Origin of the sequence: Citrobacter sp. CK180, from assembly GCF_030333655.1 — a bacterium.
GTDB lineage: Bacteria > Pseudomonadota > Gammaproteobacteria > Enterobacterales > Enterobacteriaceae > Citrobacter_B > Citrobacter_B koseri.
In genome coordinates this window covers 39,811-59,622 of record NZ_JAOWFM010000025.1, presented here as the reverse complement: position 1 = coordinate 59,622, position 19,812 = coordinate 39,811, and the positions used below count along the sequence as shown (strand labels likewise).

Here is a 19,812-nt window from a genome sequence, read left to right as displayed (position 1 = left end):
TGATCTTACCCAGCAATAGTGGACACGCGGCTAAGTGAGTAAACTCTCAGTCAGAGGTGACTCACATGACAAAAACAGTATCAACCAGTAAAAAACCCCGTAAACAGCATTCGCCTGAATTTCGCAGTGAAGCCCTGAAGCTTGCTGAACGCATCGGTGTTACTGCCGCAGCCCGTGAACTCAGCCTGTATGAATCACAGCTCTACAACTGGCGCAGTAAACAGCAAAATCAGCAGACGTCTTCTGAACGTGAACTGGAGATGTCTACCGAGATTGCACGTCTCAAACGCCAGCTGGCAGAACGGGATGAAGAGCTGGCTATCCTCCAAAAGGCCGCGACATACTTCGCGAAGCGCCTGAAATGAAGTATGTCTTTATTGAAAAACATCAGGCTGAGTTCAGCATCAAAGCAATGTGCCGCGTGCTCCGGGTGGCCCGCAGCGGCTGGTATACGTGGTGTCAGCGGCGGACAAGGATAAGCACGCGTCAGCAGTTCCGCCAACACTGCGACAGCGTTGTCCTCGCGGCTTTTACCCGGTCAAAACAGCGTTACGGTGCCCCACGCCTGACGGATGAACTGCGTGCTCAGGGTTACCCCTTTAACGTAAAAACCGTGGCGGCAAGCCTGCGCCGTCAGGGACTGAGGGCAAAGGCCTCCCGGAAGTTCAGCCCGGTCAGCTACCGCGCACACGGCCTGCCTGTGTCAGAAAATCTGTTGGAGCAGGATTTTTACGCCAGTGGCCCGAACCAGAAGTGGGCAGGAGACATCACGTACTTACGTACAGATGAAGGCTGGCTGTATCTGGCAGTGGTCATTGACCTGTGGTCACGTGCCGTTATTGGCTGGTCAATGTCGCCACGCATGACGGCGCAACTGGCCTGCGATGCCCTGCAGATGGCGCTGTGGCGGCGTAAGAGGCCCCGGAACGTTATCGTTCACACGGACCGTGGAGGCCAGTACTGTTCAGCAGATTATCAGGCGCAACTGAAGCGGCATAATCTGCGTGGAAGTATGAGCGCAAAAGGTTGCTGCTACGATAATGCCTGCGTGGAAAGCTTCTTTCATTCGCTGAAAGTGGAATGTATCCATGGAGAACACTTTATCAGCCGGGAAATAATGCGGGCAACGGTGTTTAATTATATCGAATGTGATTACAATCGGTGGCGGCGGCACAGTTGGTGTGGCGGCCTCAGTCCGGAACAATTTGAAAACAAGAACCTCGCTTAGGCCTGTGTCCATATTACGTGGGTAGGATCAGAGATGATGAGCCCGGATTTACGCGTGCTCGGCGCTGCGGATGGATTACCGCCGTTGCCAGACACGGAATACTTACTGTGTCGCGATCCATCAGGCCAGAACGAACTGGCGCAGGTTATCTATCAGGCGATGGACAGTTACCAAAACCCCTGGCAATACAGTCAGTTTACTCCCGAAGGAGGAGACGATTCGCTGATGGTTGAAGGTGACTTTGAGTAGTCAGTCACAAAAAAAACGTTATAAAATGTAAGTGTAAAAAAGGGCCGCTGATGCTGAAAAAACATCCAGCGGTTCTTTTTTTATACAATTTACCGGCGTTTCGAACGTAAATGCGGGAAAAAGCCTAAAAAATCAGTAAGTAGTCATTAACCTGTTAATTTGGATGAAAAATAGGCACTGACGGTCTGGTTTTGTTTCCATGTTAAAAAACTAGAGAAATTGTTGCTGTTTTTTATGGCGGATTAACAAAAGCGTGTCACAGATCAAGAAAATACTCCCATTTAGGGGGAGGCATCTGCGTAAAATCCTGTCAAAATAGGAGTGTATTATCTCATTTACTTCACAACGGACACGATTCAACAACATTAAATTCGGGCTGGTGATGCGATCGAAATCAGTCAAAATGGCATTAAATGTTAATGGTGTTGGGTCGATGTAAATTAATGTGAGGGAACTTTTGTTAAAGTTGACAAAAGGTTATAGAAAGGAGTAAAAAACCACATCAATTAGCTGTTTAATCATTTTCTACAGTGATTGTAAGGTTTTTTTTATTCCTCCCCATGAATCGATGTGGCGTTCATCTGCCGAAAAGAGCAGAGAATTTGGCGCTACTTTTGATGAGTAAGCAATGAGTATGTCAACATCCACTGAAATCATCGCTCATCACTGGGCATTCGCTATCTTTCTTATTATTGCCATTGGCCTGTGCTGCCTGATGCTCGTCGGCGGTTGGTTTTTAGGCGGTCGCGCACGCGCGAGGTCGAAAAACACCCCGTTTGAATCAGGTATCGACTCGGTCGGCTCCGCCCGCTTACGCCTGTCTGCCAAGTTTTACCTGGTAGCCATGTTCTTCGTTATCTTCGACGTTGAAGCGCTGTATCTGTTCGCATGGTCGACCTCTATCCGTGAAAGCGGTTGGGTAGGCTTTGTGGAAGCTGCAATTTTTATTTTTGTGTTACTGGCTGGTCTGGTTTATCTGGTGCGTATTGGCGCGCTGGACTGGACGCCCGCGCGTTCACGCCGCGAGCGTATGAACCCGGAAACGAACAGTATCGCTAATCGTCAACGCTAACCGCGAGGCATTAAGATGGATTATACGCTCACCCGCATAGATCCCAACGGTGAGAATGACCGTTACCCCCTGCAAAAACAGGAGATCGTAACCGACCCCCTGGAGCAAGAAATCAACAAAAGCGTGTACATGGGCAAGCTCGAACACGCGCTTCATGACATGGTTAACTGGGGTCGTAAGAATTCAATTTGGCCGTATAACTTCGGCCTTTCCTGCTGCTATGTCGAGATGGTGACCTCTTTTACCGCCGTGCATGACGTGGCGCGCTTCGGCGCGGAAGTGCTGCGTGCTTCGCCGCGTCAGGCCGACCTGATGGTGGTAGCGGGAACATGCTTTACCAAGATGGCGCCTGTTATTCAGCGTTTGTATGACCAGATGCTGGAGCCGAAGTGGGTGATTTCCATGGGGGCATGCGCTAACTCTGGCGGTATGTACGATATTTATTCGGTTGTGCAGGGCGTTGATAAATTTATCCCGGTAGATGTGTATATCCCGGGCTGCCCGCCGCGCCCCGAAGCGTACATGCAGGCGCTGATGTTGTTGCAGGAATCAATTGGCAAAGAACGTCGTCCGCTCTCTTGGGTGGTTGGCGATCAGGGCGTTTATCGCGCCAATATGCAGTCAGAGCGCGAACGTAAACGCGGCGAACGCATTGCAGTAACGAATCTACGTACACCAGACGAGATTTAATTTGCGCCTGTCGGCAGCAGACTTCACTTCGCTTATCACTACATAAATAACGCGAAGCACTGCCGACTACCACGGACCATTTGCAATGGTGAACAATATGACCGACTTAACCGCGCAAGACGCTGTATGGCAAACCCGGGATCATCTGGATGACCCGGTCATTGGCGAACTGCGCAACCGTTTTGGGCCGGATGCCTTTACCGTTCAGGCGACCCGCACCGGGGTACCCGTTGTTTGGGTCAAGCGTGAACAATTACTGGAAGTTGGCGATTTCTTAAAGAAACTGCCGAAACCTTACGTCATGCTGTTTGACTTACACGGCATGGACGAGCGTCTGCGCACGCACCGCGACGGGTTACCCGCTGCGGATTTTTCCGTTTTCTACCACCTGATCTCAATAGACCGCAATCGCGACATCATGCTCAAGGTGGCATTGTCTGAAAACGACCTGCATGTGCCGACGTTTACCAAACTCTTCCCGAACGCCAACTGGTACGAGCGTGAAACCTGGGAAATGTTTGGTATCACGTTTGACGGCCACCCGCACCTGACGCGTCTGCTGATGCCGCCGACCTGGGAAGGGCATCCGCTGCGTAAAGACTACCCGGCGCGCGCCACCGAATTCGATCCGTTTGAGCTGACCAAAGCCAAGCAGGATCTGGAGATGGAAGCGCTGACCTTCAAACCGGAAGACTGGGGTATGCAACGCGGCACCGAAAACGAGGACTTTATGTTCCTCAACCTCGGTCCGAACCACCCGTCCTCACACGGCGCATTCCGTATCGTACTTCAGCTTGACGGCGAAGAAATTGTCGACTGCGTGCCTGACATCGGCTACCACCACCGTGGCGCTGAGAAAATGGGCGAACGCCAGTCCTGGCACAGTTACATTCCGTATACCGACCGTATCGAATACCTCGGCGGCTGCGTCAACGAAATGCCGTACGTACTGGCGGTAGAGAAACTGGCGGGTATTACCGTACCGGATCGCGTAAACGTGATTCGCGTTATGCTCTCCGAACTGTTTCGCATTAACAGCCACCTGCTGTACATCTCGACGTTTATTCAGGACGTCGGCGCGATGACCCCGGTCTTCTTCGCCTTTACCGACCGTCAGAAAATTTACGATGTGGTGGAAGCGATCACCGGTTTCCGTATGCACCCGGCCTGGTTCCGTATCGGCGGCGTCGCGCACGACCTGCCGCGCGGCTGGGATCGCCTGCTGCGCGATTTCCTGGACTGGATGCCGAAGCGTCTGGACTCCTACGAGAAAGCGGCGCTGCGCAACACCATCCTGAAAGGGCGTTCCCAGGGTGTTGCCGCTTACGGCAAGAAAGAAGCGCTGGACTGGGGCTGTACAGGCGCCGCGCTGCGTGCGACCGGTATTGATTTCGACGTGCGTAAATCACGTCCGTACTCTGGCTACGAGAACTTTGACTTTGAAATCCCGGTTGGCGGCGGCGTGTCCGACTGCTATACCCGCGTGATGCTGAAAGTCGAAGAGCTGCGTCAGAGTTTGCGCATCCTTGAGCAGTGCCTCAATAACATGCCGGAAGGCCCGTTCAAAGCGGATCACCCGCTGACGACGCCGCCGCCGAAAGAGCGCACGCTGCAACATATCGAAACCCTGATCACCCACTTCCTGCAAGTGTCGTGGGGCCCGGTCATGCCTGCGAATGAATCCTTCCAGATGGTAGAGGCGACCAAGGGTATTAACAGTTACTACCTGACCAGCGATGGCAGCACCATGAGTTACCGTACTCGTATCCGTACCCCGAGCTATGCGCATTTGCAGCAGATTCCGGTGGCGGTGCGCGGCAGCCTGGTGTCTGACCTGATCGTTCATTTAGGTAGTATCGATTTTGTTATGTCAGATGTGGACCGCTAATTATGCACGAGAATCAACAACCACAAACCGAGGCTTTTGAGCTGAGTGCGGCAGAGCGTGAAGCCATTGAGCACGAGAAGCACCACTACGAAGACCCGCGTGCGGCGTCCATTGAAGCGCTGAAAATCGTACAGAAGCAGCGTGGCTGGGTGCCGGATGGCGCGATCTACGCGATCGCCGACGTGCTGGGTATTCCGGCGAGCGATGTCGAAGGCGTCGCCACATTCTACAGCCAGATCTTCCGCCAGCCGGTCGGTCGCCATGTGATCCGTTACTGTGACAGCGTGGTGTGCCATATCACCGGTTATCAGGGGATCCAGGCCGCACTGGAGAAAAAACTCAATATCAAGCCGGGGCAGACGACCTTTGACGGTCGCTTTACGCTGCTGCCGACCTGTTGCCTGGGGAACTGCGACAAAGGGCCGAACATGATGATTGATGAGGATACTCACAGCCATCTGACCCCGGAAGCCATTCCCGAACTACTGGAGCGGTATAAATGAAAAACGTTATCCGTACTCCCGAAACGCATCCGCTGACCTGGCGTCTGCGCGATGACAAGCAGCCGGTATGGCTGGACGAATACCGTAGTAAAAACGGCTACGAAGGCGCGCGTAAAGCGCTGACCGGGCTGTCTCCTGACGAGATCGTCAATCAGGTGAAAGACGCTGGCCTGAAAGGGCGCGGCGGCGCGGGCTTCTCCACCGGTCTGAAGTGGAGCCTGATGCCGAAAGATGAATCCATGAACATCCGTTACCTGCTGTGTAACGCCGATGAAATGGAGCCGGGCACCTATAAAGACCGTCTGCTGATGGAGCAACTGCCGCACCTGCTGGTGGAAGGTATGTTGATCTCTGCCTTTGCCCTGAAAGCGTACCGTGGCTACATCTTCCTGCGTGGCGAATACATCGAAGCGGCTGTGCATCTGCGCCGCGCAATCGCGGAAGCGACCGAAGCCGGTCTGCTCGGCAAAAACATCATGGGCACCGGTTTCGACTTCGAACTGTTTGTCCACACCGGGGCAGGGCGTTACATCTGCGGTGAAGAAACCGCGCTGATTAACTCCCTCGAAGGTCGTCGCGCCAACCCGCGCTCTAAGCCGCCGTTCCCGGCAAGCTCCGGCGTATGGGGCAAGCCGACCTGCGTCAACAACGTGGAAACGCTGTGTAACGTCCCGGCGATCCTCGCGAACGGCGTGGAGTGGTATCAGAACATTTCGAAGAGCAAAGATGCGGGCACCAAGCTGATGGGCTTCTCCGGTCGCGTGAAAAATCCGGGACTGTGGGAACTGCCGTTCGGCACTACCGCGCGTGAGATCCTCGAAGATTACGCCGGTGGCATGCGCGATGGCCTGAAATTCAAAGCCTGGCAGCCAGGCGGCGCGGGAACCGACTTCCTGACCGAAGCGCACCTCGACCTGCCGATGGAATTTGAAAGCATCGGTAAAGCTGGCAGCCGTCTGGGTACGGCGCTGGCGATGGCCGTTGACCACGAAATTGGCATGGTGTCGCTGGTGCGTAACCTGGAAGAGTTTTTTGCGCGCGAATCGTGCGGCTGGTGTACGCCGTGCCGCGACGGCCTGCCGTGGAGTGTAAAAATTCTGCGTGCGCTGGAACGTGGCGAAGGCCAGCCTGGGGATATCGAGACACTTGAGCAACTGTGTCGTTTCCTCGGGCCGGGTAAAACCTTCTGTGCGCATGCGCCAGGCGCGGTCGAACCGTTGCAGAGCGCCATTAAATATTTCCGCGAAGAATTCGAAGCTGGCATCAAGCAGCCGTTCAGCAATACCCATGTGATTGGTGGTATACAGCCGAACCTGCTGAAAGAGCGCTGGTAATTGCGGGCTTACCCCTGCATCGCGATAAGTCATTCGATTAACGCTTAGTCCCTGACTAAGCCAACTGGAAGCATGCTGACTATGGCTACGATTCATGTAGACGGCAAAGAATATGAGGTCAACGGCGCAGACAACCTGCTACAGGCATGTCTGTCCCTCGGCCTTGATATTCCGTACTTTTGCTGGCACCCGGCGCTGGGTAGCGTCGGTGCTTGCCGCCAGTGTGCGGTGAAGCAATATCAAAACGCGGAAGATACGCGTGGTCGCCTGGTGATGTCTTGTATGACGCCTGCCACCGACGGCACCTTTATTTCTATTGATGACGAAGAAGCGAAACAGTTCCGCGAAAGCGTGGTGGAATGGTTAATGACCAACCACCCGCACGATTGTCCGGTCTGTGAAGAGGGCGGTAACTGCCACCTTCAGGATATGACCGTGATGACGGGCCACAACTTCCGTCGTTACCGTTTCACTAAGCGTACTCACCGCAACCAGGATTTGGGGCCGTTCATCTCTCACGAAATGAACCGCTGCATCGCCTGCTACCGCTGCGTGCGTTACTACAAAGACTACGCAGACGGCGCGGATCTGGGCGTATATGGCGCGCATGACAACGTCTACTTCGGTCGTCCTGAAGACGGTACGCTTGAAAGCGAATTCTCCGGCAACCTGGTGGAAATCTGCCCGACCGGCGTATTCACCGACAAAACGCACTCCGAGCGTTATAACCGTAAGTGGGACATGCAGTTTGCGCCAAGCATCTGCCAGCAGTGTTCCCTCGGTTGTAACACCAGCCCGGGCGAGCGCTACGGCGAACTGCGTCGTATCGAGAACCGTTACAACGGGACCGTTAACCACTACTTCCTCTGCGACCGTGGTCGTTTCGGTTATGGTTATGTGAACCTGAAAGACAGGCCTCGTCAGCCGATTCAGCGTCGTGGCGATGACCTGATCACCCTCAACGCCGAGCAGGCGATGCAGGGCGCGGCGGATATTCTGCGTCAGTCGAAGAAAGTGATCGGCATCGGTTCTCCGCGCGCCAGCGTTGAGAGCAACTTCGCGCTGCGTGAACTGGTGGGCGCGGATAACTTCTATACCGGTATCGCTCAGGGCGAGCAGGAACGTCTGCAACTGGCGCTGAAAGTGCTGCGCGAAGGCGGCATTCATACTCCGGCGCTGCGTGACATCGAATCTTACGATGCGGTACTGGTGCTGGGCGAAGATATTACCCAGACCGGCGCGCGCGTTGCGCTGGCGGTTCGCCAGGCGGTGAAAGGCAAAGCGCGTGAAATGGCGGCGGCCCAGAAAGTGGCCGACTGGCAGATTGCGGCCATCCTCAACATCGGCCAGCGCGCTAAGCATCCGCTGTTTGTGACCAACGTTGACAACACCCGTCTGGACGACATCGCGGCATGGACTTACCGTGCGCCGGTGGAAGATCAGGCGCGTTTAGGCTTTGCCATCGCTCATGCGCTGGACGACAGCGCACCGACGGTCAACGGCATCAGCAGCGATTTGCAGAACAAAATCGACGTCATCGTTCAGGCGCTGGCGGGTGCGAAGAAACCACTGATTATCTCCGGCACCAACGCCGGTAGCGCGGAAGTGATTCAGGCGGCTGCCAACGTGGCGAAAGCGCTGAAAGGTCGTGGTTCGGATGTCGGCATCACCATGATTGCCCGCTCGGTCAACAGCATGGGGCTGGGCATGATGGGCGGCGGTTCGCTGGATGACGCGTTGACCGAACTGGAAACCGGTCGTGCCGACGCTGTCGTGGTGCTGGAAAACGATCTGCACCGTCATGCAAGCGCCGTTCGTGTAAATGCCGCGCTGGCAAAAGCGCCGCTGGTGATGGTGGTCGACCATCAACGCACGGCGATTATGGAGAATGCGCATCTGGTGCTCTCCGCCGCAAGTTTTGCGGAAAGCGACGGTACGGTCATCAACAACGAAGGCCGCGCGCAGCGTTTCTTCCAGGTTTATGACCCGGCCTATTACGACAGCAACACCGTGATGCTGGAAAGCTGGCGCTGGCTGCACTCGCTGCACAGCACCGTGCAGAACCGCGAGGTGGACTGGACGCAACTGGACCACGTTATTGACGCCGCGATCGCCGCAATGCCGCAACTGGCGGGCATTAAAGATGCCGCGCCGGACGCGACCTTCCGCATTCGCGGGCAGAAACTGGCGCGTGAGCCGCACCGTTACAGCGGTCGTACCGCGATGCGCGCTAACATCAGCGTTCACGAGCCGCGTCAGCCGCAGGATAAAGACACCATGTTCGCCTTCTCAATGGAAGGGAACAACCAGCCGGGCGCGCCGCGTTCGCAGATTCCGTTTGCCTGGGCGCCAGGCTGGAACTCCCCGCAGGCGTGGAACAAGTTCCAGGATGAAGTGGGCGGCAAACTGCGTCATGGCGATCCGGGCGTGCGTTTGATTGAAGCATCTGAAAACGGTCTTGATTACTTCACTACCGTTCCGGCCAGCTTCCAGGCACAGGATGGTCAGTGGCGTATCGCGCCGTACTATCACCTGTTTGGCAGTGACGAAATGTCGCAGCGCTCTCCGGTCTTCCAGAGCCGTATGCCGCAACCGTACATCAAACTCAACCCGGCTGATGCCGCGAAGTTGGGCGTGAATGCGGGAACGCGCGTTTCCTTCAGCTACGACGGCAATACGGTAACGCTGCCGGTTGAAATCGCTGAAGGCTTAACGGCAGGGCAGGTCGGATTGCCGATGGGTATGCCTGGCATCGCGCCGGTTCTGGCGGGCGGTCGTCTTGAGAATCTGCAGGAGGCGCAACAATGAGTTGGATTACACCGGATCTGATCGAGATCCTGCTGAGCATTCTCAAAGCGGTGGTGATCCTGCTGGTGGTGGTCACCTGCGGGGCATTCATGAGCTTTGGCGAACGTCGTCTGCTGGGTCTGTTCCAGAACCGTTATGGGCCAAACCGCGTTGGCTGGGGCGGTTCGCTCCAGCTGGTCGCGGACATGATCAAAATGTTCTTTAAAGAGGACTGGATCCCGAAATTCTCGGATCGCGTCATCTTTACCCTGGCGCCGATGATCGCTTTTACCTCGCTGCTGCTGGCGTTCGCTATCGTTCCGGTTAGCCCGACCTGGGTTGTCGCTGACCTGAACATCGGGATTCTGTTCTTCCTGATGATGGCGGGCCTGGCGGTGTATGCGGTGCTGTTCGCCGGTTGGTCGAGCAACAACAAATACTCGCTGCTGGGGGCGATGCGTGCATCAGCACAGACGCTCAGCTACGAAGTGTTCCTCGGGCTTTCCCTGATGGGCGTGGTGGCGCAGGCCGGTTCATTTAATATGACCGACATCGTCAACAACCAGGCTGATATCTGGAACGTTATTCCGCAGTTCTTTGGTTTTGTCACCTTTGCCATCGCGGGCGTGGCGGTGTGTCACCGTCATCCGTTTGACCAGCCGGAAGCCGAGCAGGAACTGGCCGATGGTTATCACATTGAATACTCCGGTATGAAATTCGGTCTGTTCTTCGTGGGGGAATACATCGGTATCGTTACTATCTCCGCGCTGATGGTGACGCTGTTCTTCGGTGGCTGGCATGGCCCGTTCTTACCGCCATTCATCTGGTTCGCGCTGAAAACCGCGTTCTTTATGATGATGTTCATTTTGATTCGTGCGTCGTTACCGCGTCCTCGTTATGACCAGGTAATGTCCTTCGGCTGGAAAGTCTGCCTGCCGTTGACGCTCATCAACTTGCTGGTAACGGCGGCTGTCATTCTCTGGCAGGCGCAATAAGGGGCACAAAGACCATGACCTTAAAAGAATTGTTAGTAGGCTTCGGCACCCAGGTACGCAGTATCTGGATGATCGGCCTGCATGCGTTCGCGAAACGCGAAACGCAGATGTACCCGGAAGAGCCGGTCTATCTACCGCCTCGTTACCGTGGCCGTATCGTGCTGACGCGCGACCCGGACGGCGAGGAGCGTTGCGTTGCCTGTAACCTGTGTGCGGTAGCCTGCCCGGTAGGCTGTATCTCGCTGCAAAAAGCAGAGATGAAAGATGGTCGCTGGTATCCTGAGTTTTTCCGTATCAACTTCTCACGCTGCATTTTCTGCGGCCTGTGCGAAGAAGCCTGTCCGACGACGGCCATTCAGCTCACCCCCGATTTTGAAATGGGTGAGTACAAGCGCCAGGATCTGGTTTATGAGAAAGAGGATCTGCTGATCTCCGGTCCGGGCAAATACCCGGAATATAACTTCTACCGGATGGCAGGTATGGCAATCGACGGCAAAGATAAGGGCGAAGCAGAGAACGAAGCCAAGCCTATCGACGTCAAGAGCCTGTTACCGTAAGGAGAGGGGCAATGGAGTTCGCTTTTTATATCTGTGGCCTGATCGCCATTCTCGCAACCTTGCGAGTCATCACCCATACCAATCCGGTACACGCGCTGCTGTATCTGATTATTTCGCTGCTGGCGATTTCCGGGGTGTTTTTCTCGCTGGGCGCTTACTTTGCCGGTGCGCTGGAAATTATCGTTTATGCGGGCGCCATCATGGTGCTGTTCGTGTTCGTGGTCATGATGCTCAACCTCGGCGGTTCGGAAATCGAACAGGAACGCCAGTGGCTGAAACCGCAGGTGTGGATTGGCCCGGCGATTTTGTCGGCCATCATGCTGGTGGTGATCGTGTACGCCATTCTGGGCGTCAACGACCAGGGTATCGACGGTACGCCAATTAGCGCCAAAGCGGTCGGTATCTCGCTGTTTGGGCCTTACGTTTTGGCGGTCGAACTGGCCTCTATGCTGCTGCTGGCCGGTCTGGTTGTCGCCTTCCACGTCGGTCGCGAAGAGCGTGTGGGCGAAGTGCTGAGCAACCGTCCTGGTGACAGCGCGAAAAGAAAAACGGAGGAGCACGCATGATCCCCTTACAACATGGACTGATCCTCGCGGCGATTTTATTCGTGCTGGGTTTAACCGGTCTGGTTATCCGCCGCAATCTGCTGTTTATGCTGATTGGGCTGGAAATCATGATTAACGCCTCTGCGCTGGCCTTCGTGGTCGCCGGAAGCTACTGGGGCCAGACGGATGGTCAGGTGATGTACATTCTCGCCATCAGCCTTGCGGCTGCGGAGGCGAGTATTGGCCTGGCGCTGTTACTGCAACTTCATCGCCGTCGCCAGAACCTGAACATCGATTCAGTAAGTGAGATGCGTGGATGAACATGCTTGCCTTAACCATTATTCTGCCATTGATTGGCTTTGTATTACTGGCGTTCTCTCGCGGTCGCTGGTCGGAAAACCTCTCCGCGACCGTGGGCGTCGGCTCCATTGGCCTGGCGGCGCTGGTGACGGCGTTTGTCGGCGTTGACTTCTTCGCTAACGGCAAGCAGGCGTTCAGCCAGCCGCTGTGGACGTGGATGTCGGTGGGTGATTTCAACATCGGTTTCAACCTGGTGCTGGACGGCCTGTCGCTGACCATGCTCTCGGTAGTGACCGGCGTGGGTTTCCTGATCCACATGTTCGCCTCCTGGTATATGCGCGGTGAAGAGGGATACTCCCGCTTCTTCGCCTACACCAACCTGTTTATCGCCAGCATGGTTATTCTGGTGCTGTCCGATAACCTGCTGTTGATGTACCTCGGCTGGGAAGGCGTGGGTCTGTGCTCCTATCTGCTGATCGGTTTCTACTACACCGATCCGAAGAATGGCGCTGCGGCAATGAAAGCGTTTGTTGTGACCCGCGTGGGCGACGTGTTCCTCGCGTTTGCGCTGTTCATTCTGTACAACGAACTGGGCACCCTGAACTTCCGCGAAATGGTGGAACTGGCGCCAGCGCACTTCGCCGACGGCAACAACATGCTGATGTGGGCGACGCTGATGCTGCTGGGCGGTGCGGTAGGTAAATCTGCGCAGTTGCCGTTGCAGACCTGGCTTGCAGACGCGATGGCGGGCCCGACGCCTGTCTCCGCGCTGATCCACGCCGCGACGATGGTTACCGCCGGTGTTTACCTGATTGCCCGTACCCACGGCCTGTTCCTGATGACGCCGGAAGTGCTGCATCTGGTGGGGATCGTTGGGGCGATTACGCTGGTGCTGGCCGGTTTCGCCGCGCTGGTGCAGACCGACATCAAACGTGTTCTCGCTTACTCCACTATGAGCCAGATTGGCTACATGTTCCTGGCGCTGGGCGTCCAGGCGTGGGATGCGGCGATTTTCCACCTGATGACGCACGCCTTCTTTAAAGCGCTGCTGTTCCTGGCGTCCGGCTCGGTGATTCTGGCCTGCCACCACGAACAGAACATCTTCAAGATGGGCGGCCTGCGTAAGTCTATTCCGCTGGTGTATCTCTGCTTCCTGGTGGGCGGCGCGGCGCTGTCGGCTCTGCCGCTGATTACCGCCGGCTTCTTCAGTAAGGATGAGATTCTGGCTGGCGCGATGGCGAATGGTCATATCAATCTGATGGTTGCAGGCCTGGTCGGTGCGTTCATGACCTCCTTGTACACCTTCCGTATGATTTTCATCGTGTTCCACGGTAAAGAACAAATTCACGCTCATGCAGGGAAGGGGATTACGCATCACCTGCCGCTGATTGTGCTGATGGTACTGTCCACCTTTGTTGGCGCGCTGATTGTGCCGCCGTTGCAGGGTGTGCTGCCGCAGACGACCGAGCTTGAGCATAGCCGCGTGATGACCCTGGAAATTGCCTCCGGCGTGGTTGCGATTGTCGGCATCCTGATTGCCGCATGGCTGTGGCTGGGTAAACGTACTCTGGTGACTTCTGTCGCCAACAGTGCGCCGGGCCGTCTGCTGGGCACCTGGTGGTATAACGCCTGGGGCTTCGACTGGCTGTACGACAAAGTGTTCGTGAAGCCGTTCCTCGGCGTCGCCTGGCTGCTGAAACGCGACCCGCTCAATGCGCTGATGAACATTCCGGCTATCCTTTCCCGCTTTGCAGGTAAAGGCCTGCTGCTCAGCGAGAACGGATATCTGCGCTGGTATGTGGCATCCATGAGCATCGGTGCGGTCGTTGTGCTGGCGCTGTTGATGGTACTGCGTTGAGTTTGAGGATTGTGGGGTTGATGTCGGATGGCGCTGGCGCTTATCCGACCTACGGGAATCTGTAGGCCCGGTAAGCGTTAGCGCCACCGGGCAAAAAAGGCCGCAATCCGAAGTGAATTTTCTGTTGTGAGAATTCGTTGAAAATCAGGTCCTGATGGGACTTTAACAAGGAATAAAGATCGCCATGTTACTACCCTGGCTAATATTAATTCCCTTTATCGGTGGCTTTCTGTGCTGGCAGACCGAACGCTTCGGCGTGAAGGTGCCGCGCTGGATTGCGCTGATCACCATGGGACTGACGCTGGCGCTTGGCCTGCAACTGTGGTTGCAGGGCGGCTATTCACTGACGCAAGCCGCTGGCATTCCGCAGTGGCAGTCTGAGTTCATTCTGCCGTGGATCCCGCGCTTCGGCATCTCTATCCATCTGGCTATCGACGGTTTGTCGCTGCTGATGGTGGTGCTGACCGGTCTGCTGGGCGTTCTGGCGGTACTCTGCTCCTGGAATGAAATCGAAAAATATCAGGGCTTCTTCCACCTGAACCTGATGTGGATTCTGGGCGGCGTTATCGGCGTGTTCCTTGCCATCGACATGTTCCTGTTCTTCTTCTTCTGGGAAATGATGCTGGTGCCGATGTACTTCCTGATCGCGCTGTGGGGGCACAAAGCCTCTGACGGTAAAACGCGTATCACGGCGGCTACCAAGTTCTTCATCTATACCCAGGCGAGCGGTCTGGTGATGTTGATTGCCATCCTGGCGCTGGTGTTTGTACACCACAATGCGACCGGCGTCTGGACCTTCAACTACGAAGACCTGCTGAAAACGCCGATGTCGCACGGGGTGGAATACCTGCTGATGCTGGGCTTCTTCATCGCGTTTGCGGTGAAAATGCCGGTGGTTCCGCTACACGGCTGGCTGCCAGACGCGCACTCCCAGGCGCCGACCGCAGGTTCCGTTGACCTCGCCGGTATTTTGCTGAAAACGGCGGCTTACGGTCTGCTGCGCTTCTCGCTGCCGCTGTTCCCGAACGCCTCCGCCGAGTTTGCGCCGATTGCGATGTGGCTGGGTGTGATTGGCATCTTCTACGGCGCGTGGATGGCCTTCACCCAGTACGACATTAAACGTCTGATTGCGTACACTTCCGTTTCGCACATGGGCTTCGTACTGATTGCTATCTACACCGGCAGCCAGCTGGCGTACCAGGGCGCTGTAATCCAGATGATTGCGCACGGTCTGTCGGCAGCGGGTCTGTTCATCCTGTGTGGTCAGCTGTACGAACGTCTGCATACGCGTGATATGCGTATGATGGGCGGTCTGTGGAGCAAAATTAAATGGTTGCCTGCGCTGTCGATGTTCTTCGCGGTGGCGACGCTCGGTATGCCGGGCACCGGTAACTTCGTTGGCGAATTTATGATTCTGTTCGGTAGCTACCAGGTGGTTCCGGTCATTACCGTGATCTCAACCTTTGGTCTGGTGTTTGCTTCCGTTTACTCGCTGGCGATGCTGCATCGCGCTTACTTCGGTAAAGCGAAGAGCCAGATTGCCAGCCAGGACATGCCAGGGATGTCGCTGCGAGAGCTGTTTATCATCCTGTTGCTGGTCGTGCTTCTGGTACTGCTTGGCTTCTATCCGCAGCCGATTCTGGATACCTCGCATTCTGCGATGAGCAACATCCAGCAGTGGTTTGTTAATTCCGTTACTACTACAAGGCCGTAAATCGCCATGACAATAACTCCACAACACCTGATTGCGCTGCTACCGCTGCTGATCGTCGGCTTGACGGTGGTGGTTGTGATGCTCTCCATTGCGTGGCGACGCAATCACTTCCTCAATGCCACGCTGTCGGTCATTGGGCTTAACGCCGCGCTGGTTTCGCTCTGGTTTGTTGGCCAGGCGGGCGCGATGGACGTCACCCCGCTGATGCGCGTTGACGGTTTCGCCATGCTTTACACCGGGCTGGTTCTGCTGGCGAGTCTTGCCACCTGTACCTTTGCCTATCCGTGGCTTGAAGGCTATAACGATAACCAGGAAGAGTTCTACCTGCTGGTGCTGATTGCCGCATTGGGCGGTATTCTGCTGGCGAACGCCAACCACCTGGCGGCGCTGTTCCTCGGTATTGAGCTGATCTCTCTGCCGCTGTTTGGCCTGATTGGTTACGCCTTCCGTCAGAAACGCTCGCTGGAAGCCAGTATCAAATACACCATTCTGTCTGCCGCAGCGTCTTCCTTCCTGCTGTTCGGTATGGCGCTGGTGTACGCGCAGTCTGGCAACCTGTCGTTTGTCGCGCTCGGTAAGAGCCTCGGCGACGGTATGCTGCATGAACCGCTGCTGCTGGCGGGCTTCGGTCTGATGATTGTGGGTCTCGGCTTTAAACTCTCGCTGGTGCCGTTCCACCTGTGGACGCCAGACGTATACCAGGGCGCGCCTGCGCCGGTTTCCACCTTCCTGGCGACGGCGAGCAAAATCGCTATCTTCGGCGTGGTGATGCGTCTGTTCCTGTACGCGCCGGTTGGCGACAGCGAAGCGGTACGTATCGTGCTGGGCGTGATTGCCTTTGCCTCCATCATCTTCGGTAACCTGATGGCGCTGAGCCAGACCAACATTAAGCGTCTGCTCGGTTACTCCTCTATTTCTCACCTCGGCTATCTGCTGGTGGCGTTGATCGCCCTGCAAAGCGGCGAGATGTCGATGGAAGCCGTTGGCGTTTATCTGGCCGGTTATCTGTTCAGCAGCCTCGGCGCGTTCGGCGTGGTCAGCCTGATGTCCAGCCCGTTCCGTGGCCCGGATGCCGATTCACTGTTCTCCTACCGTGGTCTGTTCTGGCATCGTCCGATCCTCGCGGCGGTGATGACCGTGATGATGCTCTCTCTGGCGGGTATCCCGATGACGCTGGGCTTTATCGGCAAGTTCTACGTCCTGGCGGTCGGTGTACAGGCCAGCCTGTGGTGGCTGGTTGCCGCGGTGGTGGTCGGTTCCGCGATTGGTCTCTACTACTACCTGCGTGTTGCGGTAAGCCTCTATCTGAGCGCGCCGCAGCAGCTTAACCGCGATGCGCCGTCTAACTGGCAGTACAGCGCGGGCGGTATTGTGGTTCTGATCTCCGCGCTGCTGGTTCTGGTGCTGGGTATCTACCCGCAACCGCTGATTAGCATCGTGCAGTTAGCTACGCCGCTGATGTAAGCGAAAGCAGAAACGAAAAAACCCGCCGCGGCGGGTTTTTTTATGCTCTGAACGTCAGGACGTTAACTCAGTAACTGACGGCTGACCAGCGGCCCGCTGACGTTTTGCGCGGCGCGTTCCATTACTTCCTGAATCACCGACGACAGTTCGTTGACTTCAAACTTCGCGACATAACCATCCGCTTTGACTTTACGCACATGATCTTCGTTGGCGCTGCCGGAAAGGGAAGAGTGGATCACCACCGGAATTTTCTTCAGGCGCTCGTCGGTTTTGATCTTACGCGTCAGGGTGAAACCGTCCATCTCCGGCATTTCGAGGTCGGTCAGCACCAGAGCGATTTTCTCGCTAATTGGTTTGCCTTCCGCCTCCGCTTCTTTCGCCAGTTGCTGAATTTTCTCCCAGGCATCCTGACCGGTGACGTGCATCTGATGCGGGATCTCCATCGCATTCAGCCCTTTCTCCAGCATGGCGCGGGCAACTTTAGAATCTTCCGCCACAATCGCCACCGCACCCGGCGTGATGTTGAACTTGCTGGTCTTCAAATTGGTGGCGCGCAAGTCGTGATTTGACGGCACGATATCATAGAGAATTTGCTCTACGTCGAGCACCAGCGCCAGGTTGTTGGTCTCTTTATCTTCATCCAGACAGGCAATACTGGTGATATAGCGGCCGTTAACCGCTTTCTCGGCGGTATGCACCTGCTGCCAGTCCAGACGCATAATATTCTCGACGGACTCCACCGCAAATGCCTGTACGCTGCGCGCATATTCGGTGATCAGCAGGATGTTAAGCCCGTTCTCCGGTTTACACCCGGCCACGGCGGGCAGGTCGATGACCGGGATCACCTGATCGCGGATGTTGACCATACCTAAAAGCGGGGCTTTCATTCCGGCAGGGCGCGTAAATGTGGGCATTGGCACAATTTCGCGCAGTTTGAATACGTTGATGCCAAATAGCTCCGATTTCTGCTCATGCAGCGATGTGCCGAGACGGAATAACAGCAGTTCAAAGCGGTTAGACAGGGTTAAGTTCGCCCTGTCATCAATATCTTTCTGGAAATTATCCATCGCATCCTCAATATGAAAGCCAGCCTTTTCTCTGTTATCGGCACTGAGGAAGAAAAATGGAGCGTTAAACCGTGAAAACGGCGAAATCGTGAGCCAGCGCAGTTGCGGGGAAGATCGCCTGACATTCTGCCAGCAGGCGTTGGCAGCCTCTGTCGTCGTAACGCGAGCTGACGTGAGTAATGATGAGCTGGCCCACGTCGGCATCGTGCGCCAGCTGCGCGGCCTGCCTGGTGGAGCTGTGTCCACGACTGTTGGCTTTTTCTTCCATTGAGGTATCCAGCGTTGCTTCGTGCACCATTACGTCCACGCCTTTTGCCAGCGTGATGGCCGACGCGCATGGCGCGGTGTCGCCAAATATCGCCACCGATTTCCCGGGCGTAGCTGGCGCGAGAAAATCGGCGCCGTTAATGACGCGACCATCGTTCAGGGTGACGGTTTTACCCGCTTTCAGATCCTGAAACAGCGGGCCGGGCTTCACGTCTGCCGCTTTTAGCGCACTGGCATCCAGCGCGCCGGGCTTGTCATGCTCTTCAATCCGATAGCCATAGCATTCAAGCGGATGCTCAAGCGCAAAGGCGGTCACTTTGCGCAGGCCGTCGTCCAGAATTTCGCCGACGGTAATTTCAACGATCTCCAGCGGATAATCAGTCCAGGAGCCGCTAAGGCGCAATGCGGTTTCGGTGAACTCGCGAATGCCTTTGGGGCCGTAAATCGTCAGCGGCTGTGCGTTTCCCGCCATCGAACGGCTGCACAGCAGACCGGGCAAACCGAAAAGGTGATCGCCATGCAGATGGCTGATGAAAATGCGATCGAGCTTACCTGGGTTGAACGCGGTGTTGAGCATCTGGTGCTGGGTGCCTTCACCGCAGTCGAATAACCATAGCCCCGCCTGCGTCGGGTGCTGTAAATTCAGTAATATGGCCGTGACATTACGCGTGCGGGTAGGAACGCCGGCAGAAGTACCTAAAAAAATTAATTCCATTATTTCATTACACGTTTAAAAAATATTCTGGCTAGTATAAAGCGAATACGTAAAAGGAGCGCACCATGATTCACTGGCAAGACCTGCATCATTCTGAATTATCCGTCCCGCAACTCTATGCGTTACTGAAATTGCGCTGCGCGGTATTTGTGGTTGAACAACAGTGTCCGTATCTGGATGTGGACGGCGATGACCTGGTGGGGGAGAACCGTCATATCCTGGGCTGGCATAACGATGAGCTGGTAGCGTATGCGAGGATTCTGAAAAGCGACGACGAACTGGAGCCGGTGGTGATTGGGCGCGTGATCGTCAGCGAAGCGCTGCGCGGCGAAAAACTGGGGCAACAGCTTATGGCGCAGACCCTGGCATCCTGCGAGCAACACTGGCCGGAGAAGGCGCTTTACCTCGGTGCGCAGGCGCATCTGCAATCCTTCTATGCGCGATTTGGCTTTGTTCCGGTGACGGACGTTTATGACGAAGACGGTATCCCGCACATGGGTATGGCGCGCGAGGTTAGCCAGGTGTGATGTTCCGGTTTTGTCTATAGTTAGTGGGAACGTTAATCGAAAGGGAGAATAT

General features: G+C 55.8%; 17 protein-coding genes and 1 pseudogene. 16 read left to right on the top strand and 2 right to left on the bottom strand.

Features of this window, described 5'->3' with window-relative positions:
- Positions 1 to 65: 65 nt before the first annotated feature.
- The 15 genes and pseudogenes from OGV50_RS01495 to nuoN all read left to right on the top strand — a co-directional run bounded on the left by OGV50_RS01495 (position 66) and on the right by nuoN (position 17,184).
- Positions 66 to 1,228, top strand: a protein-coding gene (locus tag OGV50_RS01495; RefSeq protein WP_085947771.1) for an IS3-like element IS3 family transposase whose coding sequence is annotated in 2 segments (ribosomal slippage) — positions 66 to 327 and positions 327 to 1,228 — 1,164 coding nt in all. Because the reading frame shifts where the segments join, the coding sequence is not laid out codon by codon here.
- Between the two features lie 30 nt (positions 1,229 to 1,258).
- Positions 1,259 to 1,477, top strand: a pseudogene (locus tag OGV50_RS01490) (transcriptional regulator LrhA); the annotation flags it as partial.
- A 628-nt stretch (positions 1,478 to 2,105) separates the two neighbouring features.
- The gene (gene nuoA / locus OGV50_RS01485; RefSeq protein WP_012131490.1) at positions 2,106 to 2,549 is read left to right on the top strand and encodes an NADH-quinone oxidoreductase subunit NuoA; all 444 of its coding nucleotides are present in this window, start codon (positions 2,106 to 2,108) and stop codon (positions 2,547 to 2,549) included.
- Positions 2,550 to 2,564: 15 nt separating this feature from the next.
- Positions 2,565 to 3,239, top strand: a complete 675-nt coding sequence (gene nuoB / locus OGV50_RS01480; RefSeq protein WP_012131491.1) for an NADH-quinone oxidoreductase subunit NuoB — start codon at positions 2,565 to 2,567, stop codon at positions 3,237 to 3,239.
- 85 nt (positions 3,240 to 3,324) lie between these two features.
- Complete coding sequence (gene nuoC / locus OGV50_RS01475) at positions 3,325 to 5,127, top strand: NADH-quinone oxidoreductase subunit C/D (protein WP_012131492.1); 1,803 nt, start codon at positions 3,325 to 3,327, stop codon at positions 5,125 to 5,127.
- Between the two features lie 2 nt (positions 5,128 to 5,129).
- Positions 5,130 to 5,630 carry an NADH-quinone oxidoreductase subunit NuoE gene (nuoE, locus tag OGV50_RS01470; protein ID WP_012131493.1) on the top strand — a complete coding sequence of 167 codons (501 nt, stop codon included), beginning with the start codon at positions 5,130 to 5,132 and terminating at the stop codon, positions 5,628 to 5,630.
- On the top strand, positions 5,627 to 6,964 hold the full coding sequence (nuoF, locus tag OGV50_RS01465) for an NADH-quinone oxidoreductase subunit NuoF (RefSeq protein WP_012131494.1): 1,338 nt from the start codon (positions 5,627 to 5,629) through the stop codon (positions 6,962 to 6,964). The genes nuoE and nuoF overlap by 4 nt, the downstream gene beginning before the upstream one ends.
- Before the next feature lie 81 nt (positions 6,965 to 7,045).
- Complete coding sequence (nuoG, locus tag OGV50_RS01460) at positions 7,046 to 9,772, top strand: NADH-quinone oxidoreductase subunit NuoG (protein ID WP_200026697.1); 2,727 nt, start codon at positions 7,046 to 7,048, stop codon at positions 9,770 to 9,772.
- Positions 9,769 to 10,746 (top strand): NADH-quinone oxidoreductase subunit NuoH, encoded by a 978-nt coding sequence (gene nuoH, locus OGV50_RS01455; RefSeq protein ID WP_012131496.1) that lies wholly within the window; start codon positions 9,769 to 9,771, stop codon positions 10,744 to 10,746. The genes nuoG and nuoH overlap by 4 nt, the downstream gene beginning before the upstream one ends.
- 14 nt (positions 10,747 to 10,760) lie before the next feature.
- Positions 10,761 to 11,303: an NADH-quinone oxidoreductase subunit NuoI gene (gene nuoI / locus OGV50_RS01450; protein WP_012131497.1), complete on the top strand. Its 543-nt coding sequence runs from the start codon at positions 10,761 to 10,763 to the stop codon at positions 11,301 to 11,303.
- Between the two features lie 11 nt (positions 11,304 to 11,314).
- The gene (gene nuoJ, locus OGV50_RS01445) at positions 11,315 to 11,869 is read left to right on the top strand and encodes an NADH-quinone oxidoreductase subunit J (RefSeq protein WP_012131498.1); all 555 of its coding nucleotides are present in this window, start codon (positions 11,315 to 11,317) and stop codon (positions 11,867 to 11,869) included.
- Positions 11,866 to 12,168: an NADH-quinone oxidoreductase subunit NuoK gene (nuoK, locus tag OGV50_RS01440; RefSeq protein ID WP_000612644.1), complete on the top strand. Its 303-nt coding sequence runs from the start codon at positions 11,866 to 11,868 to the stop codon at positions 12,166 to 12,168. The genes nuoJ and nuoK overlap by 4 nt, the downstream gene beginning before the upstream one ends.
- The gene (gene nuoL, locus OGV50_RS01435) at positions 12,165 to 14,006 is read left to right on the top strand and encodes an NADH-quinone oxidoreductase subunit L (protein ID WP_049011527.1); all 1,842 of its coding nucleotides are present in this window, start codon (positions 12,165 to 12,167) and stop codon (positions 14,004 to 14,006) included. The genes nuoK and nuoL overlap by 4 nt, the downstream gene beginning before the upstream one ends.
- A 184-nt stretch (positions 14,007 to 14,190) precedes the next feature.
- Positions 14,191 to 15,720, top strand: a complete 1,530-nt coding sequence (gene nuoM, locus OGV50_RS01430; protein ID WP_012131500.1) for an NADH-quinone oxidoreductase subunit M — start codon at positions 14,191 to 14,193, stop codon at positions 15,718 to 15,720.
- A 6-nt stretch (positions 15,721 to 15,726) separates the two neighbouring features.
- Positions 15,727 to 17,184, top strand: coding sequence for an NADH-quinone oxidoreductase subunit NuoN (nuoN, locus tag OGV50_RS01425; protein WP_012131501.1), 1,458 nt, complete (start codon positions 15,727 to 15,729; stop codon positions 17,182 to 17,184).
- Between the two features lie 62 nt (positions 17,185 to 17,246).
- On the opposite strand, the gene OGV50_RS01420 is transcribed toward nuoN, so the two are convergent.
- Positions 17,247 to 18,251 (bottom strand): chemotaxis protein, encoded by a 1,005-nt coding sequence (locus OGV50_RS01420; RefSeq protein ID WP_012131502.1) that lies wholly within the window; start codon positions 18,249 to 18,251, stop codon positions 17,247 to 17,249.
- 64 nt (positions 18,252 to 18,315) lie between these two features.
- Positions 18,316 to 19,233 carry a ribonuclease BN gene (gene rbn, locus OGV50_RS01415; RefSeq protein ID WP_134769202.1) on the bottom strand — a complete coding sequence of 306 codons (918 nt, stop codon included), beginning with the start codon at positions 19,231 to 19,233 and terminating at the stop codon, positions 18,316 to 18,318.
- Between the two features lie 65 nt (positions 19,234 to 19,298).
- On the opposite strand from rbn, the gene OGV50_RS01410 reads away from it, so the two are divergent.
- Entirely contained in the window at positions 19,299 to 19,760 is a 462-nt protein-coding gene (locus OGV50_RS01410; RefSeq protein WP_047462350.1) for a GNAT family N-acetyltransferase, read from the top strand.
- Positions 19,761 to 19,812 lie beyond the last annotated feature (52 nt).

Excerpts from the sequence above, each read along its gene's own strand:
- nuoK (WP_000612644.1), top strand. The coding sequence starts at position 11,866 with ATGATCCCCTTACAACATGGACTGATCCTCGCGGCGATTTTATTCGTG.
- nuoH (WP_012131496.1), top strand. The coding sequence starts at position 9,769 with ATGAGTTGGATTACACCGGATCTGATCGAGATCCTGCTGAGCATTCTC.
- OGV50_RS01410 (WP_047462350.1), top strand. The coding sequence starts at position 19,299 with ATGATTCACTGGCAAGACCTGCATCATTCTGAATTATCCGTCCCGCAA.
- nuoG (WP_200026697.1), top strand. The coding sequence starts at position 7,046 with ATGGCTACGATTCATGTAGACGGCAAAGAATATGAGGTCAACGGCGCA.
- nuoA (WP_012131490.1), top strand. The coding sequence starts at position 2,106 with ATGAGTATGTCAACATCCACTGAAATCATCGCTCATCACTGGGCATTC.
- OGV50_RS01420 (WP_012131502.1), bottom strand. The coding sequence starts at position 18,251 with ATGGATAATTTCCAGAAAGATATTGATGACAGGGCGAACTTAACCCTG.
- nuoB (WP_012131491.1), top strand. The coding sequence starts at position 2,565 with ATGGATTATACGCTCACCCGCATAGATCCCAACGGTGAGAATGACCGT.
- nuoM (WP_012131500.1), top strand. The coding sequence starts at position 14,191 with ATGTTACTACCCTGGCTAATATTAATTCCCTTTATCGGTGGCTTTCTG.
- rbn (WP_134769202.1), bottom strand. The coding sequence starts at position 19,233 with ATGGAATTAATTTTTTTAGGTACTTCTGCCGGCGTTCCTACCCGCACG.
- nuoC (WP_012131492.1), top strand. The coding sequence starts at position 3,325 with ATGGTGAACAATATGACCGACTTAACCGCGCAAGACGCTGTATGGCAA.
- nuoJ (WP_012131498.1), top strand. The coding sequence starts at position 11,315 with ATGGAGTTCGCTTTTTATATCTGTGGCCTGATCGCCATTCTCGCAACC.
- nuoN (WP_012131501.1), top strand. The coding sequence starts at position 15,727 with ATGACAATAACTCCACAACACCTGATTGCGCTGCTACCGCTGCTGATC.
- nuoE (WP_012131493.1), top strand. The coding sequence starts at position 5,130 with ATGCACGAGAATCAACAACCACAAACCGAGGCTTTTGAGCTGAGTGCG.
- nuoL (WP_049011527.1), top strand. The coding sequence starts at position 12,165 with ATGAACATGCTTGCCTTAACCATTATTCTGCCATTGATTGGCTTTGTA.
- nuoI (WP_012131497.1), top strand. The coding sequence starts at position 10,761 with ATGACCTTAAAAGAATTGTTAGTAGGCTTCGGCACCCAGGTACGCAGT.
- nuoF (WP_012131494.1), top strand. The coding sequence starts at position 5,627 with ATGAAAAACGTTATCCGTACTCCCGAAACGCATCCGCTGACCTGGCGT.